Annotated in this window: 15 protein-coding genes; 13 read left to right on the top strand and 2 right to left on the bottom strand. The window is 66.2% G+C overall.

All coding sequences use genetic code 11. The features are described 5' to 3' along the window. The first annotated feature begins 88 nt into the window (after positions 1-88). The 9 genes from BKG60_RS29625 to secA all read left to right on the top strand — a co-directional run bounded on the left by BKG60_RS29625 (position 89) and on the right by secA (position 11,912). Complete coding sequence (locus tag BKG60_RS29625) at positions 89-1,309, top strand: ATP-binding protein (protein WP_070946393.1); 1,221 nt, start codon at positions 89-91, stop codon at positions 1,307-1,309. Continuing rightward, positions 1,306-2,325, top strand: coding sequence for a tetratricopeptide repeat protein (locus BKG60_RS29620; protein WP_070187220.1), 1,020 nt, complete (start codon positions 1,306-1,308; stop codon positions 2,323-2,325). The genes BKG60_RS29625 and BKG60_RS29620 overlap by 4 nt, the downstream gene beginning before the upstream one ends. A 34-nt stretch (positions 2,326-2,359) precedes the next feature. Continuing rightward, positions 2,360-2,992, top strand: a complete 633-nt coding sequence (locus tag BKG60_RS29615) for a dTMP kinase (RefSeq protein WP_070187219.1) — start codon at positions 2,360-2,362, stop codon at positions 2,990-2,992. 52 nt (positions 2,993-3,044) lie between these two features. After that, the gene (gene mtrA / locus BKG60_RS29610; protein WP_070187218.1) at positions 3,045-3,731 is read left to right on the top strand and encodes a two-component system response regulator MtrA; all 687 of its coding nucleotides are present in this window, start codon (positions 3,045-3,047) and stop codon (positions 3,729-3,731) included. Next, positions 3,728-5,389, top strand: coding sequence for an MtrAB system histidine kinase MtrB (gene mtrB / locus BKG60_RS29605; protein WP_075910358.1), 1,662 nt, complete (start codon positions 3,728-3,730; stop codon positions 5,387-5,389). The genes mtrA and mtrB overlap by 4 nt, the downstream gene beginning before the upstream one ends. Next, the gene (gene lpqB, locus BKG60_RS29600) at positions 5,386-7,146 is read left to right on the top strand and encodes an MtrAB system accessory lipoprotein LpqB (protein ID WP_075910357.1); all 1,761 of its coding nucleotides are present in this window, start codon (positions 5,386-5,388) and stop codon (positions 7,144-7,146) included. The genes mtrB and lpqB overlap by 4 nt, the downstream gene beginning before the upstream one ends. Positions 7,147-7,277: 131 nt before the next feature. Then, positions 7,278-7,907, top strand: a complete 630-nt coding sequence (locus BKG60_RS29595; RefSeq protein WP_075910370.1) for a ComF family protein — start codon at positions 7,278-7,280, stop codon at positions 7,905-7,907. Between the two features lie 329 nt (positions 7,908-8,236). Further along, the gene (gene hpf / locus BKG60_RS29590) at positions 8,237-8,887 is read left to right on the top strand and encodes a ribosome hibernation-promoting factor, HPF/YfiA family (protein ID WP_165688732.1); all 651 of its coding nucleotides are present in this window, start codon (positions 8,237-8,239) and stop codon (positions 8,885-8,887) included. A 172-nt stretch (positions 8,888-9,059) separates the two neighbouring features. Continuing rightward, the gene (gene secA / locus BKG60_RS29585) at positions 9,060-11,912 is read left to right on the top strand and encodes a preprotein translocase subunit SecA (RefSeq protein ID WP_075910356.1); all 2,853 of its coding nucleotides are present in this window, start codon (positions 9,060-9,062) and stop codon (positions 11,910-11,912) included. On the opposite strand, the gene BKG60_RS29580 is transcribed toward secA, so the two are convergent. Further along, positions 11,909-12,442, bottom strand: coding sequence for an Rv3235 family protein (locus BKG60_RS29580; protein WP_239252532.1), 534 nt, complete (start codon positions 12,440-12,442; stop codon positions 11,909-11,911). The two genes, secA and BKG60_RS29580, sit on opposite strands and share 4 nt — an antisense overlap. Before the next feature lie 257 nt (positions 12,443-12,699). On the opposite strand from BKG60_RS29580, the gene BKG60_RS29575 reads away from it, so the two are divergent. Next, complete coding sequence (locus BKG60_RS29575) at positions 12,700-14,109, top strand: WS/DGAT/MGAT family O-acyltransferase (protein WP_075910354.1); 1,410 nt, start codon at positions 12,700-12,702, stop codon at positions 14,107-14,109. A gap of 20 nt (positions 14,110-14,129) precedes the next feature. Here the strand turns inward: BKG60_RS29575 and BKG60_RS29570 are convergent, their stop codons facing one another. Then, a complete protein-coding gene (locus BKG60_RS29570) occupies positions 14,130-15,941 on the bottom strand; it encodes a BCCT family transporter (RefSeq protein WP_075910353.1) in 1,812 nt (603 codons plus the stop codon). Between the two features lie 69 nt (positions 15,942-16,010). Here BKG60_RS29570 and BKG60_RS29565 point away from each other — a divergent pair, with 69 nt between their 5' ends. The 3 genes from BKG60_RS29565 (at position 16,011) to BKG60_RS29555 (ending at position 19,093) form a co-directional block, all read left to right on the top strand. Further along, entirely contained in the window at positions 16,011-16,520 is a 510-nt protein-coding gene (locus tag BKG60_RS29565) for a DUF6912 family protein (protein WP_075910352.1), read from the top strand. Between the two features lie 117 nt (positions 16,521-16,637). Further along, positions 16,638-17,786, top strand: coding sequence for a ferredoxin reductase (locus BKG60_RS29560; protein WP_075910351.1), 1,149 nt, complete (start codon positions 16,638-16,640; stop codon positions 17,784-17,786). Positions 17,787-17,854: 68 nt separating this feature from the next. Continuing rightward, positions 17,855-19,093, top strand: coding sequence for a fatty acid desaturase family protein (locus BKG60_RS29555; protein ID WP_075910350.1), 1,239 nt, complete (start codon positions 17,855-17,857; stop codon positions 19,091-19,093). The last annotated feature ends 82 nt before the right edge of the window (positions 19,094-19,175 follow it).

The following is a 19,175-nucleotide window of genomic DNA, read 5'->3' as shown; positions in this document are numbered from 1 at the left end:
TCTTGTGGGCCCTGGGTGCCCGGATTACCCGCAGAAGGCGCCGTCAGGCTCCGGATAGGATTTCACGAACGATCAACCGGGGGTGCGAATGGCTGAGGACGCAGTCATCGAAGAGTTGGCTGCCGCTGTCGAACGCAGTCCGGAGCTGGCGGAGTTGCGGCTGCACCTGGCCACATTGCTGGTCGAACGGGGCCGCCACGCCGAGGCGCTGACACATTGCAGCGCAGTGCTGGCCCGGGACGCCGCGAACACCCGGGCCGTGGCACTACTGCAGCAGTGCAGCGCCGGACTGGCGGGCGGGGGTGCGCCCGCCGCACCCGCGGAGCCGGCCCGCGGCTTCGACTGGACGGCCGCCGAGAAGCAGGTCGCCGACATCGTCAAACCCGCCTTCGTCGAGGAACCGGGCGAGGCCGTGAATGAAAACGACTTCGACGTAGTGCAACGCACCTCGGTCCGGCTCGCCGACATCGCCGGGATGGCCGACGTCAAGAAACAACTCGAGCTCTCGCTGCTGGGTCCTATCCGCAATCCCGAGCTGATGAAGGCGTTCAAGGTATCCGCGCGTGGCGGGCTACTGCTGTACGGACCGCCGGGTTGCGGCAAGACCTACATCGCCAAGGCGGTATCGGGCGAACTCGGGGCCAACTTCTATCAGGTCGGTATCGCCGACGTGTTGTCACGCTGGCTCGGCGAGAGCGAACACAGCATCCGATCGATCTTCGACAACGCGCGTCGCAACGCACCCTGCGTGCTGTTCTTCGACGAGGTGGATGCGCTCGGTCATCGACGTTCCGCGTTGAGCGGGTCGGCCGGATTGCGGACCGTCGTGAACGCCCTTCTGGAAGAACTGGATTCGGCCACATCGGCCAACGACGGCGTCTACGTCCTGGGTGCGACCAACGCGCCATGGGACGTCGATGCGGCGCTGCGCAGGCCCGGCCGGTTCGACCGGATGATCTTCGTGTCGCTGCCCGACGCGGAAGCCCGCGCCGCCATCATGAAGTTGCACCTGCAGGACCGGCCGGTCGAGGGCATCAACCTGGCGTCGGTGGCCAAACGGACCGATGGCTTCTCGGGCGCCGACCTGGCTCACGTATGCGACACCGCAACGCAATTGGCGATGGCCGAATCGCTCCGAAGCGGACAGGTCAGGCCGGTTCAGATGTCCGACATCGAAGCAGCGCTGGGGCAGATCAGGGCCTCGGCCGGGCCCTGGTTCGAGACCGCCCGCAATGTCGTCGAGTTCGGCAACCGTGACGGCACCTACGACGACCTCGCAAAGTACCTGCGCCGGAACAAGCTTCGGTGACCTCGGCCGCGGGGCCAGGTGATGTTGCCGAGGCGTATCTGGGGACCAGGAACTACCGGCGTGCCGCCGAGGTGCTGCAGTGTGCACTGGCCGAGAATCCCGACGACGCCGGGCTCCTGGCGCAGTACGCCCGTGCATGCCTGGGGCTGAAGGACTACCGAGCCGCGGCGCAGGCCGCTCATTCGGCGTTGGCCGCCGCTCCCGGCGACGAACACGTGATGCGCGTCTACGCCCTGGCATTGAACGGGCAGGGGCGGCGGCAGGAAGCCTTGCAGATGGCGTGGAGGGCAGCCACCGAGAATCCGCACATCCATTCCGTGCACTACACCTATGCGAGCTTGCTACACGACGCCGGCCGTTCCCGCGAGGCGCTGGATGTCGTCGACGAAGCACTGCGGCTCTATCCGGAGTCGGCGGATTCCCTGGTGTTGCGTGGCGACATCCACCGGGCACTGCGCAGTTTCACCGCTGCCGAGGACAGCTATCAGGCGGCATTGCGGTTGGAGCCCGACCATGCGTCGGCCGTTCACAACCTGGCCGTCACCCGGCTCAAGTGGGGCAAGCTGACGACATCGATCAACGGGTTTCTCGGGGCCGGCCGGCTGGATCCCGGGCTGGGCGCGTTGGCCCGCCGCAACATCGGGGTGGTGCTGATCCGGGTGACGCGGCTGTCCACCGCCTGCGTCATCTTCTTGGCCATCGCGCTGATCGCCGTGATGGCCATGCACGAAGATTCCCAATCAACGGTGGTTCCAAGGATTCTCACCGCCCTGCTGACGCTCGGGCTGGTGGGGGTGATCGTCTGGCTGGTGCGCAGCGTGCCGCCTCCGACCCTGCGCGCGGTGCTACGTGAACGAACCTTCTTGATGGTGCGGCTCCTGTTCCTGGCGTTCGCGATCGTTGCCGGGGTGGTCACCGCGGTGGTGGGAGCGACTCCGCTGACCGGCGTCTTGGGTCCGTTGCTGTTGTTCGGGACCGTGTGTCTACGGGTGTACGGCTGGCTGAGCGGCGAATAGAGGATGGGCGCTACGCGCCGATTACGCTGCCACTGTGCTCATAGCGATCGAGGGTGTGGACGGCGCAGGCAAACGTACGTTGACCGATGGCCTGCGGGCGGCTTTCGAGGTCGCTCACCTGTCCGTGGGCAGCTTGGCATTCCCGCGCTATCACCGGTCGGCGCCCGCCGATCTGGCCGCCGAGGCGTTGCACGGGGCCCATGGCGACCTGGCCGACTCGGTCTATGCGATGGCCACCTTGTTCGCCTTGGACCGGGCTGGGGCCCGTGAGGAGATCGAGCATCTGCTGGCGGCCTACGACGTCGTCATCCTGGACCGCTATGTGGCTTCGAACGCCGCCTACAGCGCAGCTCGCCTACATCAGCACGCCGAGGGCGAGGTGGTCCAGTGGGTGCGTGAGCTCGAGTTCGGGCGGCTGAAAATGCCCCCGCCGGATTGGCAGGTGCTGCTGGACGTACCGACCGAGCTTGCCGCCCAGCGGGCCGAGCACCGTGCCAACACCGAAGCGGATCGGGCCAGGGACGCCTATGAGCGCGACGGCGGCCTGCAGCAGCGCACGGGCGAGGTCTACGCCGCGCTGGCATCCGCCGACTGGTGCGGTCGATGGGCCGTCGCGGGTCCGGAAGTGGACCCCGCAGCCCTGGCAAGTCGGCTAAGCAGCAGATAAAGCGGAGAAACCCGCGTGTGGTACCCGGGTTTTGTCGCGATCTGGTGACACCATGGACACCATGAGGCAAAGGATCCTTGTCGTCGATGACGACCCATCGCTGGCCGAGATGCTCACCATCGTCTTGCGTGGTGAAGGATTCGACACCGCAGTCGTCGGCGATGGCAGCCAGGCGCTCACCGCGGTACGTGAACTGCGGCCCGATCTGGTCCTGTTGGACCTGATGCTGCCCGGCATGAACGGGATCGACGTGTGCCGTGTGCTGCGTGCCGATTCCGGCGTGCCCATCGTCATGCTGACCGCCAAGACCGACACCGTCGACGTGGTGCTGGGCCTGGAATCCGGCGCCGACGACTATGTGATGAAGCCGTTCAAGCCGAAGGAGCTGGTCGCACGCGTGCGCGCGCGGCTGCGCCGCAACGAGGACGAGCCTGCCGAGCTGCTGTCGATCAACGACGTCGAGATCGACGTGCCGGCCCACAAGGTGACCCGCCAGGGTGAGCAGATTTCGCTGACGCCGCTGGAGTTCGACCTGCTCGTGGCGCTGGCACGCAAACCGCGCCAGGTGTTTACTCGTGATGTGCTGCTCGAACAGGTGTGGGGATATCGCCACCCCGCTGACACCCGTTTGGTGAACGTGCATGTCCAGCGGTTGCGGGCCAAGGTTGAGAAGGACCCGGAGAACCCGCAGGTGGTGTTGACCGTTCGAGGAGTGGGATACAAGGCCGGACCCCCGTGATCTTCAGCTCCAGGCGGCGCATCCGTGGGCGCTGGGGAGGTTCCGGCCCACTGTTGCGCGGATTGGGGACGCTCGGTAGGGCGCTGAGCTTGGTGTGGCGGCGTTCGCTGCAACTGCGGGTGGTCACTCTGACGTTGGGGCTTTCGCTCGCCGTGATCCTGGTCCTCGGTTTCGTGCTGACCAGTCAGATCACCGACCGGATCCTGGAGGTCAAGGTCAAGGCTGCCACCGAGGAGGTGGAGCGGGCCCGCGTCACGGTCGGCGGCATCGTCGGCGGTGAGGAAAGTCGCTCCCTCGACAGCAGCCTGCAACTGGCCCGCAACACGTTGATCGATCGCAAGGCCGATGCGCGCGCCGACGTGGCCGGCGCGTTCGACGCGGTCCTCATCGTCCCCGGCGACGGCCCGCGCGAAGCCGCGGCGGCCGGGCCGGTACAGCAGGTGCCGAAAGCGTTGCGCGACTTCGTCAAAGCCGGACAGGTCAGCTATCAGTACGCCACGGTGACCACCGATGCGTTTTCCGGGCCGGCGCTGATCGTCGGTAGCCCGGCGTCGTCGTCGGTGCCGAATCTTGAGCTGTACCTGATCTTTCCGCTGAACAACGAAGAGAGCACCATCTCGTTGGTTCGCGGCACCATGGCAACCGGTGGCGTCGTGCTGTTGGGCCTGCTGGCCGCGATCGCTCTCGTGGTGGCCCGCCAGATCGTGCAACCGGTGCGGTCGGCCTCGCGGATCGCCGAGCGGTTCGCCGAAGGTCACCTCACCGAGCGGATGCCGGTGCGTGGCGAGGACGACATGGCCCGGCTGGCGGTGTCGTTCAACGACATGGCCGAGAGCTTGTCGCGCCAGATCCAGCAGCTCGAAGAATTCGGTAACCTGCAGCGCCGCTTCACTTCTGACGTCAGTCACGAACTGCGCACCCCGTTGACCACGGTGCGTATGGCGGCTGACCTGATCCACGACCACAGTGAGGATCTCGACCCCGCATTGCGGCGCTCCATCGAACTGATGGTCAACGAACTGGACCGCTTCGAGACCCTGCTGGCCGACCTGCTCGAGATCTCCCGCCACGACGCCGGTGTGGCCGAGCTCTCGGTGGAGTCGGTCGACCTGCGCTCCACGGTGCAGAGCGCGCTGGACAACGTCGGGCACCTGGCTGCCGACGCCGAAGTGGAGCTCGACGTCGACATGCCCGCCGACGAGGTGATCGCCGAGGTGGATCCCCGCCGGGTGGAGCGGATCCTGCGCAACCTCATCGCCAACGCCATCGACCACGCCGAACGCAAACCCGTGCGTATCCGGATGGGCGCCGACGAGGACACCGTGGCCGTCACCGTGCGCGACTACGGCGTCGGATTGCGCCCCGGCGAGGAGAAGCTGGTGTTCAGCCGGTTCTGGCGGTCGGACCCCTCGCGGGTCCGTCGTTCCGGTGGTACCGGCCTGGGTCTGGCCATCAGCATCGAGGACGCACGCCTGCACCAGGGCCGGCTGGAGGCGTGGGGCGAACCGGGCAAGGGGGCCTGCTTCCGCCTGACACTGCCGCTGGTGCGTGGGCACAAGGTGACCACCAGCCCGTTGCCACTCAAACCTGTTGCACCGCAGCAGAAACAGCGGCAGCGTCCCAACCGAGACCGCGAGCATGCGGAGGAGAGCGTGTGAAGCGCCTGCTGACGGTGGTGATCGTCGGTCTGGTTGTGCTGGTGTCCGGCTGTGCGGGAATCCCGAATTCGTCCTCCCCGCAGGCCATCGGCACGGTCGACAAACCGGCGCCGCCGAACTTGCCCAAGCCGGCGCCCGGGATGGATCCCGATGTGCTGCTGCGCGAATTCCTCAAGGCCACTGCCGATCCCGCCAACCGGCATCTTGCGGCCCGGCAGTTCCTTACCGAGTCGGCTTCCAGTGCCTGGGACGACGCCGGTAGCGCGCTGCTGCTCGACCGCGTGGTGTTCACCGAAACCCGTACCTCGGACCGGGTTTCGGTGAACATGCAGGCCGACATCCTGGGATCGCTGTCCGACATGGGCGTGTTCGAGACGGGGGAGGGTGCGCTGCCCGATCCCGGTCCGATCGAGCTCGTCCAAACCCCTGCCGGCTGGCGTATCGACCGGCTGCCCAACGGCGTATTCCTCGACTGGCAACAGTTTCAGTCGACCTACAAGCGAAATACCCTGTATTTCGTCGACCCGACCGGAACCACGGTCGTGCCCGATCCGCGCTATGTCGCGGTCTCCGATCCTGACCAACTCGCGACCGAACTGATCTCCAAGCTCGTGTCCGGGCCGCGTCCGGAGATGGCCAGGTCTGTGCGCAACCTGCTCGACGAACCGCTGCGGATGCGTGGCCCGGTCACCCGCGCCGACGGCGGCAAGACCGGGGTGGGCCGCGGCTACGGTGGCGCCCGTATCGACCTCGACAACCTCTCGACCACCGATCCGCACAGTCGTCAACTGCTTGCCGCGCAGATCATTTGGACCCTGTCGCGGGCCGGGATCAGCGGTCCCTACGTGATCAACGCCGATGGCGCCCCACTGGACGACCGGTTTGCCGACGGCTGGGAAACCTCCGACGTCGCCGCGACCGATCCGGGGGCCGTGCCCGGTGCGGCAGCCGGTTTGCATGCGCTCGTGGGTGGCTCGTTGGTGGCCGTCGACGGACAGCACACCACCGGGGTGCCCGGAGCGTTCGGCTCGGCGCCCAACCAGATGTCGGCCTCGGTGTCGCGCAATGGCCAGGACGCGGCCTCGGTCGTGGTGTTGCCCGACGCGCCCGAAGCCACCGCCGCCTCGCTGTGGATGGGGCCGCTGGGCGGGCCCACCGCCAAGGCCATCGAGGGTCGTACCTTGACCCGGCCCAGTTGGTCGCTCGACGACGCCGTGTGGGTGGTGGTCGACAACGCCAACGTGGTGCGGGCCATCCGCGACGCGTCGGGCGTGCCAGCGCGTATTCCGGTTGACGTCGCCGCGGTGGCGAGCCGTTACCCGGGGCCGATCACCGAGTTGCAACTCTCGCGTGACGGCACCCGTGCGGCCATGGTGATCGGCGGTCAGGTGATCCTGGCGGGGATCGAGCGCACTCCCGAAGGCCAATTCCTGCTCACCTATCCGCGGCGTCTCGGCTTCGGTCTGGGCAACAGCGTGGTGTCGCTGTCCTGGCGGACCGGAGACGACATCGTGGTCAGCCGGACCGATCCGGCCCACCCCGTCTCGTATGTGAATCTCGACGGAGTGAATTCGGATGGGCCGAGCCGCAATCTGGTGGTCCCGGTGGGCACCGTGGCAGCCAATCCGTCGACGGTCTATGTGGCCGACCAACGCGGTGTGATGCAGTTGTCGGCGTCGGCGAGCCAGGACAACCCCGGCTGGGTCGACGTGCGCCCGCTGATGGTCCCCGGCTCGTTGCCGGTGCTGCCCGGCTGAGCCGGATCCGTCCCGCGCCCGAAGCGGCGTTTTTCACCGCATGGCCGTGCCACCCGTGGATCCGCGACCCGCAGGTGGAAAGCGGCGAAGCTGCACCTGAATTTGTCACCGACCGGGCGCAGACTGCCGGCATGCTCGATCTCATCCTGCCGCTGGAATGTGGTGGCTGCGGCGCGCCGTCCACCCGGTTGTGTGCGTCGTGCGCCGCACAACTCGGGGTGAATGACGACGAGCCGCACCTGCTCACCCCGCGCACCGACCCCGAAGTCCCGGTGTTTGCGCTCGGACGCCACGCCGGTATCCGCAGGCGCGCGATCGTCGCGGTCAAAGAAAAGGGGCGTACGGACCTCGTGGCGCCGTTGGCGGCCGCGCTCAACGAAGGTCTGCAACACCTGCTGACCTGGGGCATCGTCGGCACGCCGGTGACTGTCGTGCCGGCGCCGACACGGCGGGCCGCAGCTCGTCGCCGCGGCGGCGACCCGGTCAGCAGGATTGCGACGGCGGCGGTCTCCGGTCTGCCCGGTGTGCATGTGGTGCCGGCGCTGCGCCTGCGCCCGTGGGTGCGTGATTCGGTGGGCCTGTCGGGCGCCGCACGTCAGCGCAACATCGCCGGCCGGGTGCGTCTGATCACGCCGGTCGGCGGTGAGGTGCTACTGGTCGACGACATCGTCACCACCGGGGCGACGGCGGCCGAATCAGTGCGGATGCTCACCCGAGCCGGCGCGCGGGTGTCCGCTGTACTGGCGATTTCGCACGCCTGACGTAGGGATCGTTTCGCTGTGATCAAACCCGCGTGAAGAACTGAGAACGCGTATTTGAAATTGGTGGCACGAGTGGGTGAACACGGACTACCGTCGGCAGCAACGACCCGTGAACCACTCACGGCGGCGCTCGAAGACACGCAGCGCCACTTCACTGCCAAACGGTAGGAGGTGAGTACCCGACACCTTGCGCCGTTGGGTGGAGCAAACTTTCCGGCCCATCGGCACATTCCGATTCGTTGATAAGCAGGGCACGCGTGATGCGTGTGACAACTGAGAGAAACGAGTTGCCGAGTATGTCAACCCATTCCCCGGACACAAGTGCCACCATGGTGGTCGACCCCGACGAGAAGGTCGGCGACACCACCCCGGAGCCGAACGCAGAGGTTGTGGTCAAGGGTCGAAACGTCGAAGTTCCAGACCATTTCCGTATCTACGTCTCGGAGAAGTTGTCGCGCCTGGAGCGGTTCGACCGCACCATCTACTTGTTCGATGTCGAACTCGACCACGAACGCAACCGTCGTCAGCGCAAAAACTGCCAGCACGTCGAGATCACGGCCCGGGGCCGTGGCCCGGTGGTCCGTGGTGAGGCGTGCGCGGACAGTTTCTACGCTGCCCTGGAGTCGGCGGCGGGCAAACTCGAGAGCAGATTGCGCAAGGGCAAGGACCGCCGCAAGATCCACTACGGCGACAAGACCCCGGTTTCGCTGGCCGAAGCGACCGCGCACGAGACGCTGTTCGAGCAGCAGCCGATGGCGACGGCCGATGCCGGATTGGCAGATGGTCTCGAGGACCACGAGCCGGGCCGGATCGTGCGGACCAAGGAACATCCGGCGAAACCGATGACCGTTGACGACGCCCTCTACGAGATGGAGCTGGTGGGGCACGATTTCTTCCTGTTCCACGACAAGGAGAGTGACCGGCCGTCGGTGGTCTACCGCCGTCACGCCTACGACTACGGGCTGATCCGCCTGGCGTGACGCTTCCCGGCCAGGGCCGGACAATCAAAACCGCACCTCGGAGCTTTCCGGGGTGCGTTTTTGTTTCTTCGCGCCGGCAGAACCAGCGACTTCTACCGGTCACCTACGATGGAGGCCAACAAGCCCGACCGATCCCGACCATGGGATCCATCGAACCCACAGGGGAAATAGCGTGCTGTCGAAGTTGCTCCGTCTCGGTGAAGGCCGCATGGTCAAGCGCCTCAAGAAGGTGGCCGACTATGTCGACACCTTGGCCTCCGACATGGAGAAGCTCACCGACGCCGAGCTGCGAGCCAAAACCGACGAGTTCAAGAAGCGGCTCGCGGACGGAGAGGACCTCGACGACCTGCTGCCCGAGGCGTTCGCCGTCGCCCGTGAAGCCGCCTGGCGGGTGCTGTCCCAAAAGCATTTCGAGGTCCAGATCATGGGCGGCGCGGCCCTGCACTTCGGCAACGTCGCCGAGATGAAGACCGGTGAGGGCAAGACCCTGACCGCGGTGCTGCCCGCCTACCTCAACGCGCTCGGCGGCGAGGGTGTGCACGTCGTCACGGTCAACGACTACCTGGCCAAACGTGACAGCGAGTGGATGGGCCGCGTCCACCGGTTCCTCGGCCTGGAGGTGGGCGTGATCCTGTCCGGGCTCACCCCCGAGGAACGCCGTGCCGCTTACGCCGCCGACATCACCTATGGCACCAACAACGAGTTCGGTTTCGACTACCTGCGCGACAACATGGCGCATTCGGTCGACGACATGGTCCAGCGGGGCCACAACTTCGCCATCGTGGACGAGGTCGATTCGATCCTGATCGACGAGGCCCGCACCCCGCTGATCATCTCGGGCCCGGCCGACGGTGCTTCCAACTGGTACAGCGAGTTCGCCCGGCTCGCTCCGCTGATGGAGAAGGATGTCCACTACGAGGTCGACATCCGCAAGCGCACCATCGGTGTGCACGAGCTGGGTGTGGAGTTCGTCGAGGACCAGCTGGGCATCGAGAACCTCTACGAAGCCGCCAACTCGCCGCTGGTCAGTTACCTCAACAACGCCATCAAGGCCAAGGAGTTGTTCCAGCGCGACAAGGACTACATCGTCCGTGACGGTGAGGTGCTCATCGTCGACGAGTTCACCGGCCGTGTGCTGCTGGGCCGGCGCTACAACGAGGGCATGCACCAGGCGATCGAGGCCAAGGAACACGTCGAGATCAAGGCCGAGAACCAGACGCTGGCCACCATCACGCTGCAGAACTACTTCCGCCTCTACAACAAGCTGTCCGGCATGACCGGTACGGCCGAGACCGAGGCTGCCGAGCTGCACGAGATCTACAAGCTGGGCGTGGTGACGATCCCGACCAACAAGCCGATGGTCCGCGCCGATCAGTCCGACCTGATCTACAAGACCGAGGAAGCCAAGTACATCGCGGTCGTCGACGATGTGTCCGAGCGGTATGAGAAGGGCCAGCCGGTCCTGATCGGTACCACCAGCGTCGAGCGCTCCGAGTACCTGTCCCGGCAGTTCACCAAGCGCAAGATCCCGCACAACGTGCTCAACGCGAAGTACCACGAGCAGGAGGCGAACATCATCGCCGAGGCCGGCCGGCTCGGCGCCATCACCGTCGCCACCAACATGGCCGGCCGCGGTACCGACATCGTGCTCGGCGGCAACGCCGACTTCCTGGCCGACAAGCGGCTGCGGGAAAAGGGCTTGGACCCGGTGGAGACGCCCGAGGAGTACGAGGCCGCCTGGGACGAGACCCTCACGACCATCAAGGAAGAGGCCGGCAAGGAGGCCGAGAAAGTCGTCGAGGCGGGCGGGCTGTACGTGCTGGGCACCGAACGCCACGAGTCGCGTCGTATCGACAACCAGCTGCGCGGCCGCTCGGGTCGCCAGGGCGACCCCGGTGAGTCCCGGTTCTACCTCTCGCTGGGCGACGAGCTGATGCGACGTTTCAACGGCGCCACCCTCGAATCGCTGCTCACCCGGCTCAACCTGCCCGACGACGTGCCGATCGAGGCCAAGATGGTGACTCGCGCCATCAAGAGCGCCCAGACTCAGGTCGAGCAGCAGAACTTCGAGGTCCGCAAGAACGTCCTCAAGTACGACGAGGTGATGAACCAGCAGCGCAAGGTCATCTACAAGGAACGGCGGATGCTCCTGGAGGGTGAGAACCTCCAGGAACAGGCCCACGACATGCTCGTCGACGTCATCACCGCATACGTCGACGGCGCGACGGCCGAGGGCTACGCCGAGGACTGGGATCTGGCCAAACTGTGGGAGGCACTCAAGACGCTGTACCCGGTTGGCATCGACCACCATGACCTGATCGACTCCAACGCGGTCGGTGAGCCCGGTGAGCTGACCCGCGACGAGCTGCTCGACGCGTTGATCAAAGATGCCGACCGCGCCTACGCCGAGCGTGAGAAGCAGCTCGAGGAGCTGGCCGGCGATGGCGCGATGCGGCAGCTGGAGCGGAACGTGCTGCTCAACGTGATCGACCGTAAGTGGCGCGAACACCTCTACGAGATGGACTACCTCAAGGAGGGCATCGGCCTGCGTGCGATGGCCCAGCGCGACCCACTGGTGGAGTACCAGCGCGAGGGCTACGACATGTTCGTCGCCATGCTCGACGGCTTGAAAGAGGAGTCGGTCGGCTTCCTGTTCAACGTCCAGGTCGAGGCCGCGCCGGCTGCCCCAAGCGCCAAAGTCGCGCCGGTGGCCGCACCCAGCGGGCTGGCCGAGTTCGCGGCGGCTGCCGCGGCAAAGGCCGGCGAAACCACAGCGGCTGACTCGGAGTCGGGTGCGGTGGCCACCAAGGAGCGTCCCGCGCCGGCGTTGCGCGCGAAGGGGATCGACAACGAGGCTCCTCCGCTGACCTACACGGGTCCGGCGGAGGACGGTACGGCGGAGGTGCAGCGCTCCGGCGGGGGGCGGCACTCCGCACCGTCGGGCGGCACCCGGCGTGAGCGCCGCGAAGCTGCCCGCAAGCAGGCCAAGACCGGCCGGCCGTCCAAGTCGCACCGCAAGGGTTAGCCCAACTGCAGCGCAGTGAGTTGCCAACGGCCACTGCGTAATTCGATCCGCCCGGCGATGGCGCGCACCCGTGCGCCACGCGTGTAGGTGGCGAACAGCTCGGCGGCCTCGGATGAGGCTGCCGGACGCAGCCCCACCCGGCGCAGACTCGCCGCCGTGGGGTGGCGCGGTTTGGCGGCCGCAATGACCGCGTCGAGCAGCAGTTGGCTCATGAACGACCTCAACTGGGCCGGAGGCCTGCGCCGGTCGACGACCTCAAGGACTCGACGCAGTGCCATGTCGGCGAATTGCGCCGCGCCGGGCGGCAATTGCCGATCCGGCTCAGGGGAGACCAGCCGCAACCGGCGCGCGGTGTGCCCGCGCAGCACGGTGGGAGCCGGGCACGTCGGACCCGGTGGTGCCGGCACGGACATCGGTCCCGACGCCACCAGCGGCAGCGCGGGCGGCTCGAAGTCGATGACCGGAGCGATCATCGGCGGGCGGACAGAACGTGTACGGGCGGATTGTTCGGCGAGTTTCGGGATGGGCACGGGCAGCCTCCAGCGGTCGGTATGACGGACGACATCTGCTGGAGAGGTGCAGACCTACCCATGATCGCACGTGTTCGCCGCGCCGGACGCACGGATAATCCGGTGCCTGCCATGCATGGGTTGGCGCGGGAACGGTTACCCGATTGCGTGGCGGCGTGGGTGAAATTGACGCATGGCGGTACCCGTGATGCGCGGTGGCCGAATCGCCAGTTACCGTGACGGGGTTCAAGGGGAGCAGAAGGGGAGGTTGGCGCCGAATGGTGAGCAGGCTGTCGGCGTCCGACGCAGCGTTTTACCACCTGGAGAACACCGCTACGCCCATGTACGTCGGATCCTTGTCGATCCTGCGCAAGCCGCGGGCCGGCTTGAGTTATGAATCCCTGCTCGAGACCGTCGAGCGCCGTTTGCCGCAGATTCCGCGTTACCGGCAGAAGGTACGCGAGGTGACGTTGGGCCTGGCCCGGCCGGTGTGGGTGGACGACCGGGATTTCGACATCACCTACCACATCCGGCGCTCCGCGCTGCCGTCGCCGGGCAGCGATGCGCAGCTGCATGATCTGATCGCCCGGTTGGGGTCGAGGCCGTTGGACCGAACGCGGCCGTTGTGGGAGATGTATCTGGTCGAAGGGCTGGCCAAGAACCGCATCGCGATCTACACGAAGACGCACCAGGCGCTGGTGAACGGGATGACCGCGCTGGAGATCGGCCACGTCATCGCCGACCGCACCCAGAAGCCACCGGAGTTCGGCGAGGACATCTGGATTCCGGCCCGCGAACCCAGCGACCGGCAATTGGTGCTCGGTGCGATCGGTGAGTGGATCGCGCGGCCGACCAGCCAGCTGGCCGCCCTGCGGGACACCGTGACCGAGGTGGCCACGAATGCCAGCGAACTGGCCGCGGTGGGCCGGCGGGTGGCCGACGTGGCCCGCACGGTCGCGCGCGGCACCGCGCCCAGCAGCCCGCTCAACACACGGGTTTCGCGCAACCGCCGGTTCTCGGTGGACCAGCACCGGTTGGAGGACTACCGGCTGGTGCGCGCCCGCTACAACTGCGACATCAACGACGTCGTGCTGGCGGTCGTCGCCGGCGCGCTGCGCAACTGGCTGCTGTCCCGCGGGGAGCCGGTGACCCCGACCACCACCGTCCGGGCCATGGCACCGATGTCGGTATATCCCGACGCCGAACTGGATTCCTCGGGACCAGGGCAGGCGATCAGCGAGGTCTCGCCGTTCCTGGTCGATCTCCCGGTCGGTGAGGGCAACCCCGTGGTGCGGCTGTCGCAGATCGCCCATGCCACCGAATCGCATTCCGCCGCCACCAGCCTGGTCGACGCGCGCACGATCGTCACGCTGTCCGGATTCGCGCCGCCGACCTTGCATGCCATGGGTATTCGCGTGGCGACAGGGTTTTCGGCGCGGTTGTTCAACCTGCTGATCACCAACGTGCCCGGGGCGCAGAAACAGATGTACATCGCGGGCACGAAGCTGTTGGAGACCTATGCGGTGCCGCCGTTGCTGCAGAATCAAGTGCTGGCGATCGGGGTCACTTCATACGACGGCCAGTTGTACTTCGGGATCAACGCCGATCGGGACGCGATGAGCGACGTCGACGTCCTGCCCAGCCTTCTGCGGGAATCTCTCGAAGAGTTGTTGGAGGCGGCCAAGTAGCGATGGTCGCCAGCTCGTTGCTACGACGTGTTGGCGTCATTCCCCGACGGCTGCTCGCCGTTGGTGCGCTGCGCCTCGGCCGACAGCCTGAACTCCTCGGTGTCGAAAACCTCGCCTCCCAACGGGTCTTCGGGGTCGGCGATCACGATGGCGCCCGTCTCCGGATGGACTTCGTACGTATCGGCATCCACGCTGCGCACCGCGAACAGGCCGGCCAACGTGGCCGAAACGTCGTGACGTGGGTGGCGTTGGGAGGTGGCCACGTGGTCGGGTTGGGAGATCTGCAGCAGTTGCGGTGTGGTGGCCACGTCGTAATGGAACGCGCGCAGCATCGCCCAGCACGCGATGACCATCACGATCGAGAAGGGCAGCGCAGTCGCGATCGAGGCTGTCTGTAGTGCGGTCAGAGAACCTGCACCACCGACGATGAGCAGAACTCCGGCTGCCACCCCTTCCAGCACTGCCCAGTAGACCCGCGTGGCCTTGGGCGGGTCCAATTCGCCGCCGGAGGACAGGATGTCGATCACCAGCGAGCCGGAGTCCGACGACGTCACGAAGAAGAACACGATGACGAGCACTGCGATCACGCTCGTTGCGACGGCCAGTGGCAGGCCATCGAGCAAGCGGAACAATGCGGTGTTGGTGTCTACCTTGCCGTCCACGAGCATGTCACCCTCGTCGCGCTGACGGAGGATCGCCGAGTCGCCGAAGATGGTGAACCACAACGACCCGATCACGGTGGGAATCAACAACACGCCCGCAACGAACTCTCGGATGGTGCGGCCGCGAGAAATCCTGGCAATGAACATTCCGACGAAGGGCGCCCAGCTGATCCACCAACCCCAGTAGAAGATGGTCCACTGGCCGAGCCATGCGCCATCGGAGAACGGAGCGGTCCGCAGCATGAGCTCGGGCAGTGACTGGATGTAGATCCCCAGGTTCTGGATCCACGCCTGCAGCAGGAACAGCGTGGGGCCGAGCAGCAACACGAAGACGGCGAGGGCGGTCGCCAGCGTCATGTTGATGTTGGACAGCCACTTCAGTCCCTTGTTGACGCCGGTAACCACCGAGAATGTCGCGATTCCGGTGATGACGGTGATCATGCCGACGATCCACCAGTTGTTCAGCTCGATCCAGCCCAGGTACTGCAGGCCGGCACCAATCTGGGTGATGCCGAAGCCGAGCGAAGTCGCGACTCCGAACAGCGTGCCCACGATTGCGATGACATCGACAGCGTGGCCGATCGGTCCTTCGACCCGTTGCCGGCCCAGCAGCGGCTCGAGCAGCCATCGAACGGTCAAGGGCCGACCCCGTCGGTACGTCATGTAGGCCATGCCGAGGCCCACCACGACGTAGATGCCCCACGCGTGCAGCCCCCAGTGGAACAACGTCAGGGCCATGGCCTGGTTGGCGGCCTGATCGGTGAGTCCCGGAATTCCCCGCGAGGCGGGCGGGTTGGCGTAGTGCGTCAGCGGCTCGGCGGCGCCGTAGAAGACCAAACCGATCCCCATCCCCGCGCTGAACAGCATCGCCAGCCACGAGAAGAACCCGAATTCCGGCTTCTCGTTGTCGCGGCCGAGCCGGATGTGGCCGATGCGCGACAACCCGCAGTACGCGGCGAACAGGATGAAGCCGGTGGTGATGAGGATGTACCACCAGCCGACGGTGTCCGTGATCGCAGCGTTGAGCTGGGTAAACGCTTCTTCTGCAACGCCGGCGTAGGCCGCCGAAAACACGATCAGCCCGATGATGATGATCGAGGCAGGTACGAAGACGGGGGTCTTCAGGCTCCGGAATGCTCCCCTGATGCCACTCACTTCGACGTCCGACATATCGATCGACCATAGTCCAAGGCATTCAGGTTGGCGGCCGGCCTCTGAATACGTCTAGCCTCGTTCACCATGCGCGTGTATGTCCCGGGCACTCTCGCGATGCTGCAGCAGCTCGTTGCCGACCGGTCGCTGTTCGCGGTGAACGGGACGGCTTTCGCTGTCACCCCCACCTTGCGTGAGGGCTACGCCGAGGGCGACGACGACGAACTCGCCGAGGTGGCGTTGCGTGAGGCCGCGCTGGCTTCGCTGCGGTTGCTCGCGGCGCTGGATTCGGATGCGGATCTGCCGCCGCGCCGCGCGGTGGTGGTGGCCGACACGAGTACGGATGTCGAGGCGACCATCCGTCCCGACCTCGACGACGCCGTCGTTCGGCTGTCCGGGCCGCTGCCGATCGATGCCGTCGTCGCGGTGTACGTCGACAACGCCGACGCAGAGCCGGCGGTGCTGGCCGCCGTCGACGTCATCGACGATGCGGATCTGGGCGACGAGGATGCCGAACTCACGGTGGGTGACGCCCAGGATCACGACCTCGCGTGGTACGCCCCTCAGGAATTGCCGTTCCTGCTCGAACTGCTCTGACCCGACAAATCTGCATGGTTGCCGAGGGGCAAACGTAGGAACACATCTTGGCGTCCCGACCTGCGAAGGCGGACGTACGACTGGCTACGGACGGGTAACCTACGGTACCGTAGGTTCATGGCCAAGAACTCGATCAAGGTCTCGGCCAGTGTGGCCGACACCGTCAGGCCGACCATCGCCGGCGCCGAGCGCCGCCCCGCATGGAACATCGTGCGCCGGATCGTCGGTCAGGTGACAACTCCGCTGCTGCCCGACGACTACCTCAAGCTGGCCAACCCGTTGTGGTCGGCGCGTGAGTTGCGCGGCCGGGTGGTCGAGGTTCGGCGGGAAACCTCCGACTCGGCGACATTGGTGATCAAACCGGGCTGGGGATTCTCCTTCGACTATGAGCCCGGCCAGTACGTCGGTATCGGTGTGCTGATCGACGGGCGCTGGCGCTGGCGGTCGTATTCGCTCACCTCGACACCGGAGAAGGCCTCCGAGGCGGGTGCGCGCACCATTGCGATCACCGTCAAGGCGATGCCCGAGGGGTTCCTGTCGACCCACCTGGTGGACGGCCTGCGTCCGGGAACCGTGGTGCGGTTGGCCGCGCCACAGGGCAACTTCGTCATGCCCGATCCGGCGCCGGCATCGGTGTTGTTCGTGACGGCGGGCTCGGGCATCACCCCGGTGATGTCGATGTTGCGCACCCTGGTGCGGCGCGACCAGGTCACCGACATCGTGCATGTGCACAGTGCGCCAACGGAATCCGATGTGATGTTCGGCGCTGAGCTCGCGGCGTTGCACGATGCGCATCCCGGTTACCGGCTGCGGTTGCGCAGCACCCGGACCGAAGGCAGGCTTGACCTGGAGCGGCTCGGCGAGGTGGTTCCCGATTGGCGTGAGCGCCAGGCGTGGGCGTGTGGGCCCGAAGGCATGCTCAACGACGCCGAACAGGTGTGGGAGGCCGCCGGTATCGCCGAGCGCCTGCACCTGGAACGGTTCGCGGTGTCGCGGGCCGCTCCGCACGGCGCCGGGGGCACCGTGACGTTCGAACGCAGTGGCAAGGAGGTGACCGTCGACGGCGCGACGCCGTTGATGGACGCGGGGGAGCAGGTCGGGATCCAGATGCCGTTCGGCTGCCGGATGGGGATCTGCCAGTCGTGTGTGGTGGGCCTGGTCGAGGGGCATGTGCGTGATCTGCGCACCGGCGTCGAGCATGATCCCGGCACCCGGATCCAGACGTGTGTTTCCGCCGCATCCGGTAACTGTGTGCTGGACGTCTGAGGTTTACTGGCTAGTAACCTACGGAATCGTAGGTTACGCTACCGTAGGTAATTGAGAGGAGGCTGACGATGGCAATTACCGACGTTCCCGCATTCGCGCATCTCACCGATGCCGATGTGGAGAACCTGGGCATCGAACTCGACGCGATCCGGCAAGACATCGAAGACTCCCGCGGCGAGCGCGATGCGCGCTACATCCGCCGCACCATCGCGGCGCAACGCGCCCTCGACGTCGCCGGCCGCGTCATGCTCGCGGCAAGCTCGAAGCGTTCCGCCTGGTGGGCAGGCACCATCACCCTGGGCGTGGCCAAGATCATCGAGAACATGGAGATCGGCCACAACGTCATGCACGGCCAGTGGGACTGGATGAACGATCCCGAGATTCACTCCTCGTCGTGGGAGTGGGACATGAGCGGGGCGTCCAAGCACTGGCGGTTCACCCACAACTTCATGCATCACAAGTACACGAACATCCTGGGCATGGACGACGACGTGGGCTACGGCGTCATCCGCGTCACCCGGGACGCCAAGTGGAAGCCGTTCAACCTCTACGGCAACCTGCTTTTCAACACCCTTCTCGCGATCGGCTTCGAGTGGGGCGTGGGGCTGCAGCACCTGGAGCTCGGCAAGATCTTCAAGGGTCGCGACAACCGCAACGCGACGCTGGTCCGGGTCCGTGAGTTCAGCGTCAAGGCCGGCCATCAGCTGGCCAAGGACTACGTGGTGTGGCCGGCGCTCACGTCGCTGTCGCCCGGCGCCACCTTCAAGTCCACCCTGAAGGCCAATGCGGTGGCCAACGTCATCCGCAACGTCTGGGCCAACGCGGTGATCTTCTGCGGCCATTTCCCCGATGGCGCAGAGAAATTCACCAAGACCGACATGGTCGGCGAGAGCCGTGGCCAGTGGTACCTGCGTCAGATGCTCGGCAGCGCCAACTTCAACTCGGGTCCGGCGCTGGCCTTCATGAGCGGCAACCTGAGCTACCAGATCGAGCACCACCTGTTCCCGGATCTGCCGAGCAATCGGTACGCCGAGATCGGGGTGCGGGTGCGAGCACTGTGCGACAAGTACGACCTGCCCTACACCACGGGTCCCTTCCTGGTGCAGTACGGCAAGACCTGGCGCACCATCGCCAAGCTGTCGCTGCCGGACCGGTTCCTGAAGGACACGGCCGACAATGCGCCCGAAACCCGCAGCGAGCGGATGTTCACCGAGCTCGAGGGCTACGGCGTCACCGATCCCAACACCGGACGGCGTCGTGGCCTGAAGACCGCGATCGAGACCGTGCGGGGCTGGCGGCGCCGCTGAGCACGTCGGTCAGATGCCTGGATTCCAAGCATTTGCCCGACGTACTTCCAGGCTCCTGGCAGTCGCTGCCCATAACCTCGTG

The sequence above is a fragment of the Mycobacterium syngnathidarum genome, from assembly GCF_001942625.1.
Classification (GTDB): Bacteria; Actinomycetota; Actinomycetes; order Mycobacteriales; family Mycobacteriaceae; genus Mycobacterium; species Mycobacterium syngnathidarum.
This window is presented reverse-complemented; position numbering and strand designations above follow the sequence as displayed.

What these genes read in the sequence shown, in the direction of transcription:
- BKG60_RS29625 (WP_070946393.1), top strand. Translation starts at nt 89, where the DNA reads ATGGCTGAGGACGCAGTCATCGAAGAGTTGGCTGCCGCTGTCGAACGC.
- mtrA (WP_070187218.1), top strand. Translation starts at nt 3,045, where the DNA reads ATGGACACCATGAGGCAAAGGATCCTTGTCGTCGATGACGACCCATCG.
- BKG60_RS29595 (WP_075910370.1), top strand. Translation starts at nt 7,278, where the DNA reads ATGCTCGATCTCATCCTGCCGCTGGAATGTGGTGGCTGCGGCGCGCCG.
- hpf (WP_165688732.1), top strand. Translation starts at nt 8,237, where the DNA reads ATGGTGGTCGACCCCGACGAGAAGGTCGGCGACACCACCCCGGAGCCG.
- BKG60_RS29575 (WP_075910354.1), top strand. Translation starts at nt 12,700, where the DNA reads ATGGTGAGCAGGCTGTCGGCGTCCGACGCAGCGTTTTACCACCTGGAG.
- BKG60_RS29570 (WP_075910353.1), bottom strand. Translation starts at nt 15,941, where the DNA reads ATGTCGGACGTCGAAGTGAGTGGCATCAGGGGAGCATTCCGGAGCCTG.
- BKG60_RS29565 (WP_075910352.1), top strand. Translation starts at nt 16,011, where the DNA reads ATGCGCGTGTATGTCCCGGGCACTCTCGCGATGCTGCAGCAGCTCGTT.
- BKG60_RS29560 (WP_075910351.1), top strand. Translation starts at nt 16,638, where the DNA reads ATGGCCAAGAACTCGATCAAGGTCTCGGCCAGTGTGGCCGACACCGTC.
- BKG60_RS29555 (WP_075910350.1), top strand. Translation starts at nt 17,855, where the DNA reads ATGGCAATTACCGACGTTCCCGCATTCGCGCATCTCACCGATGCCGAT.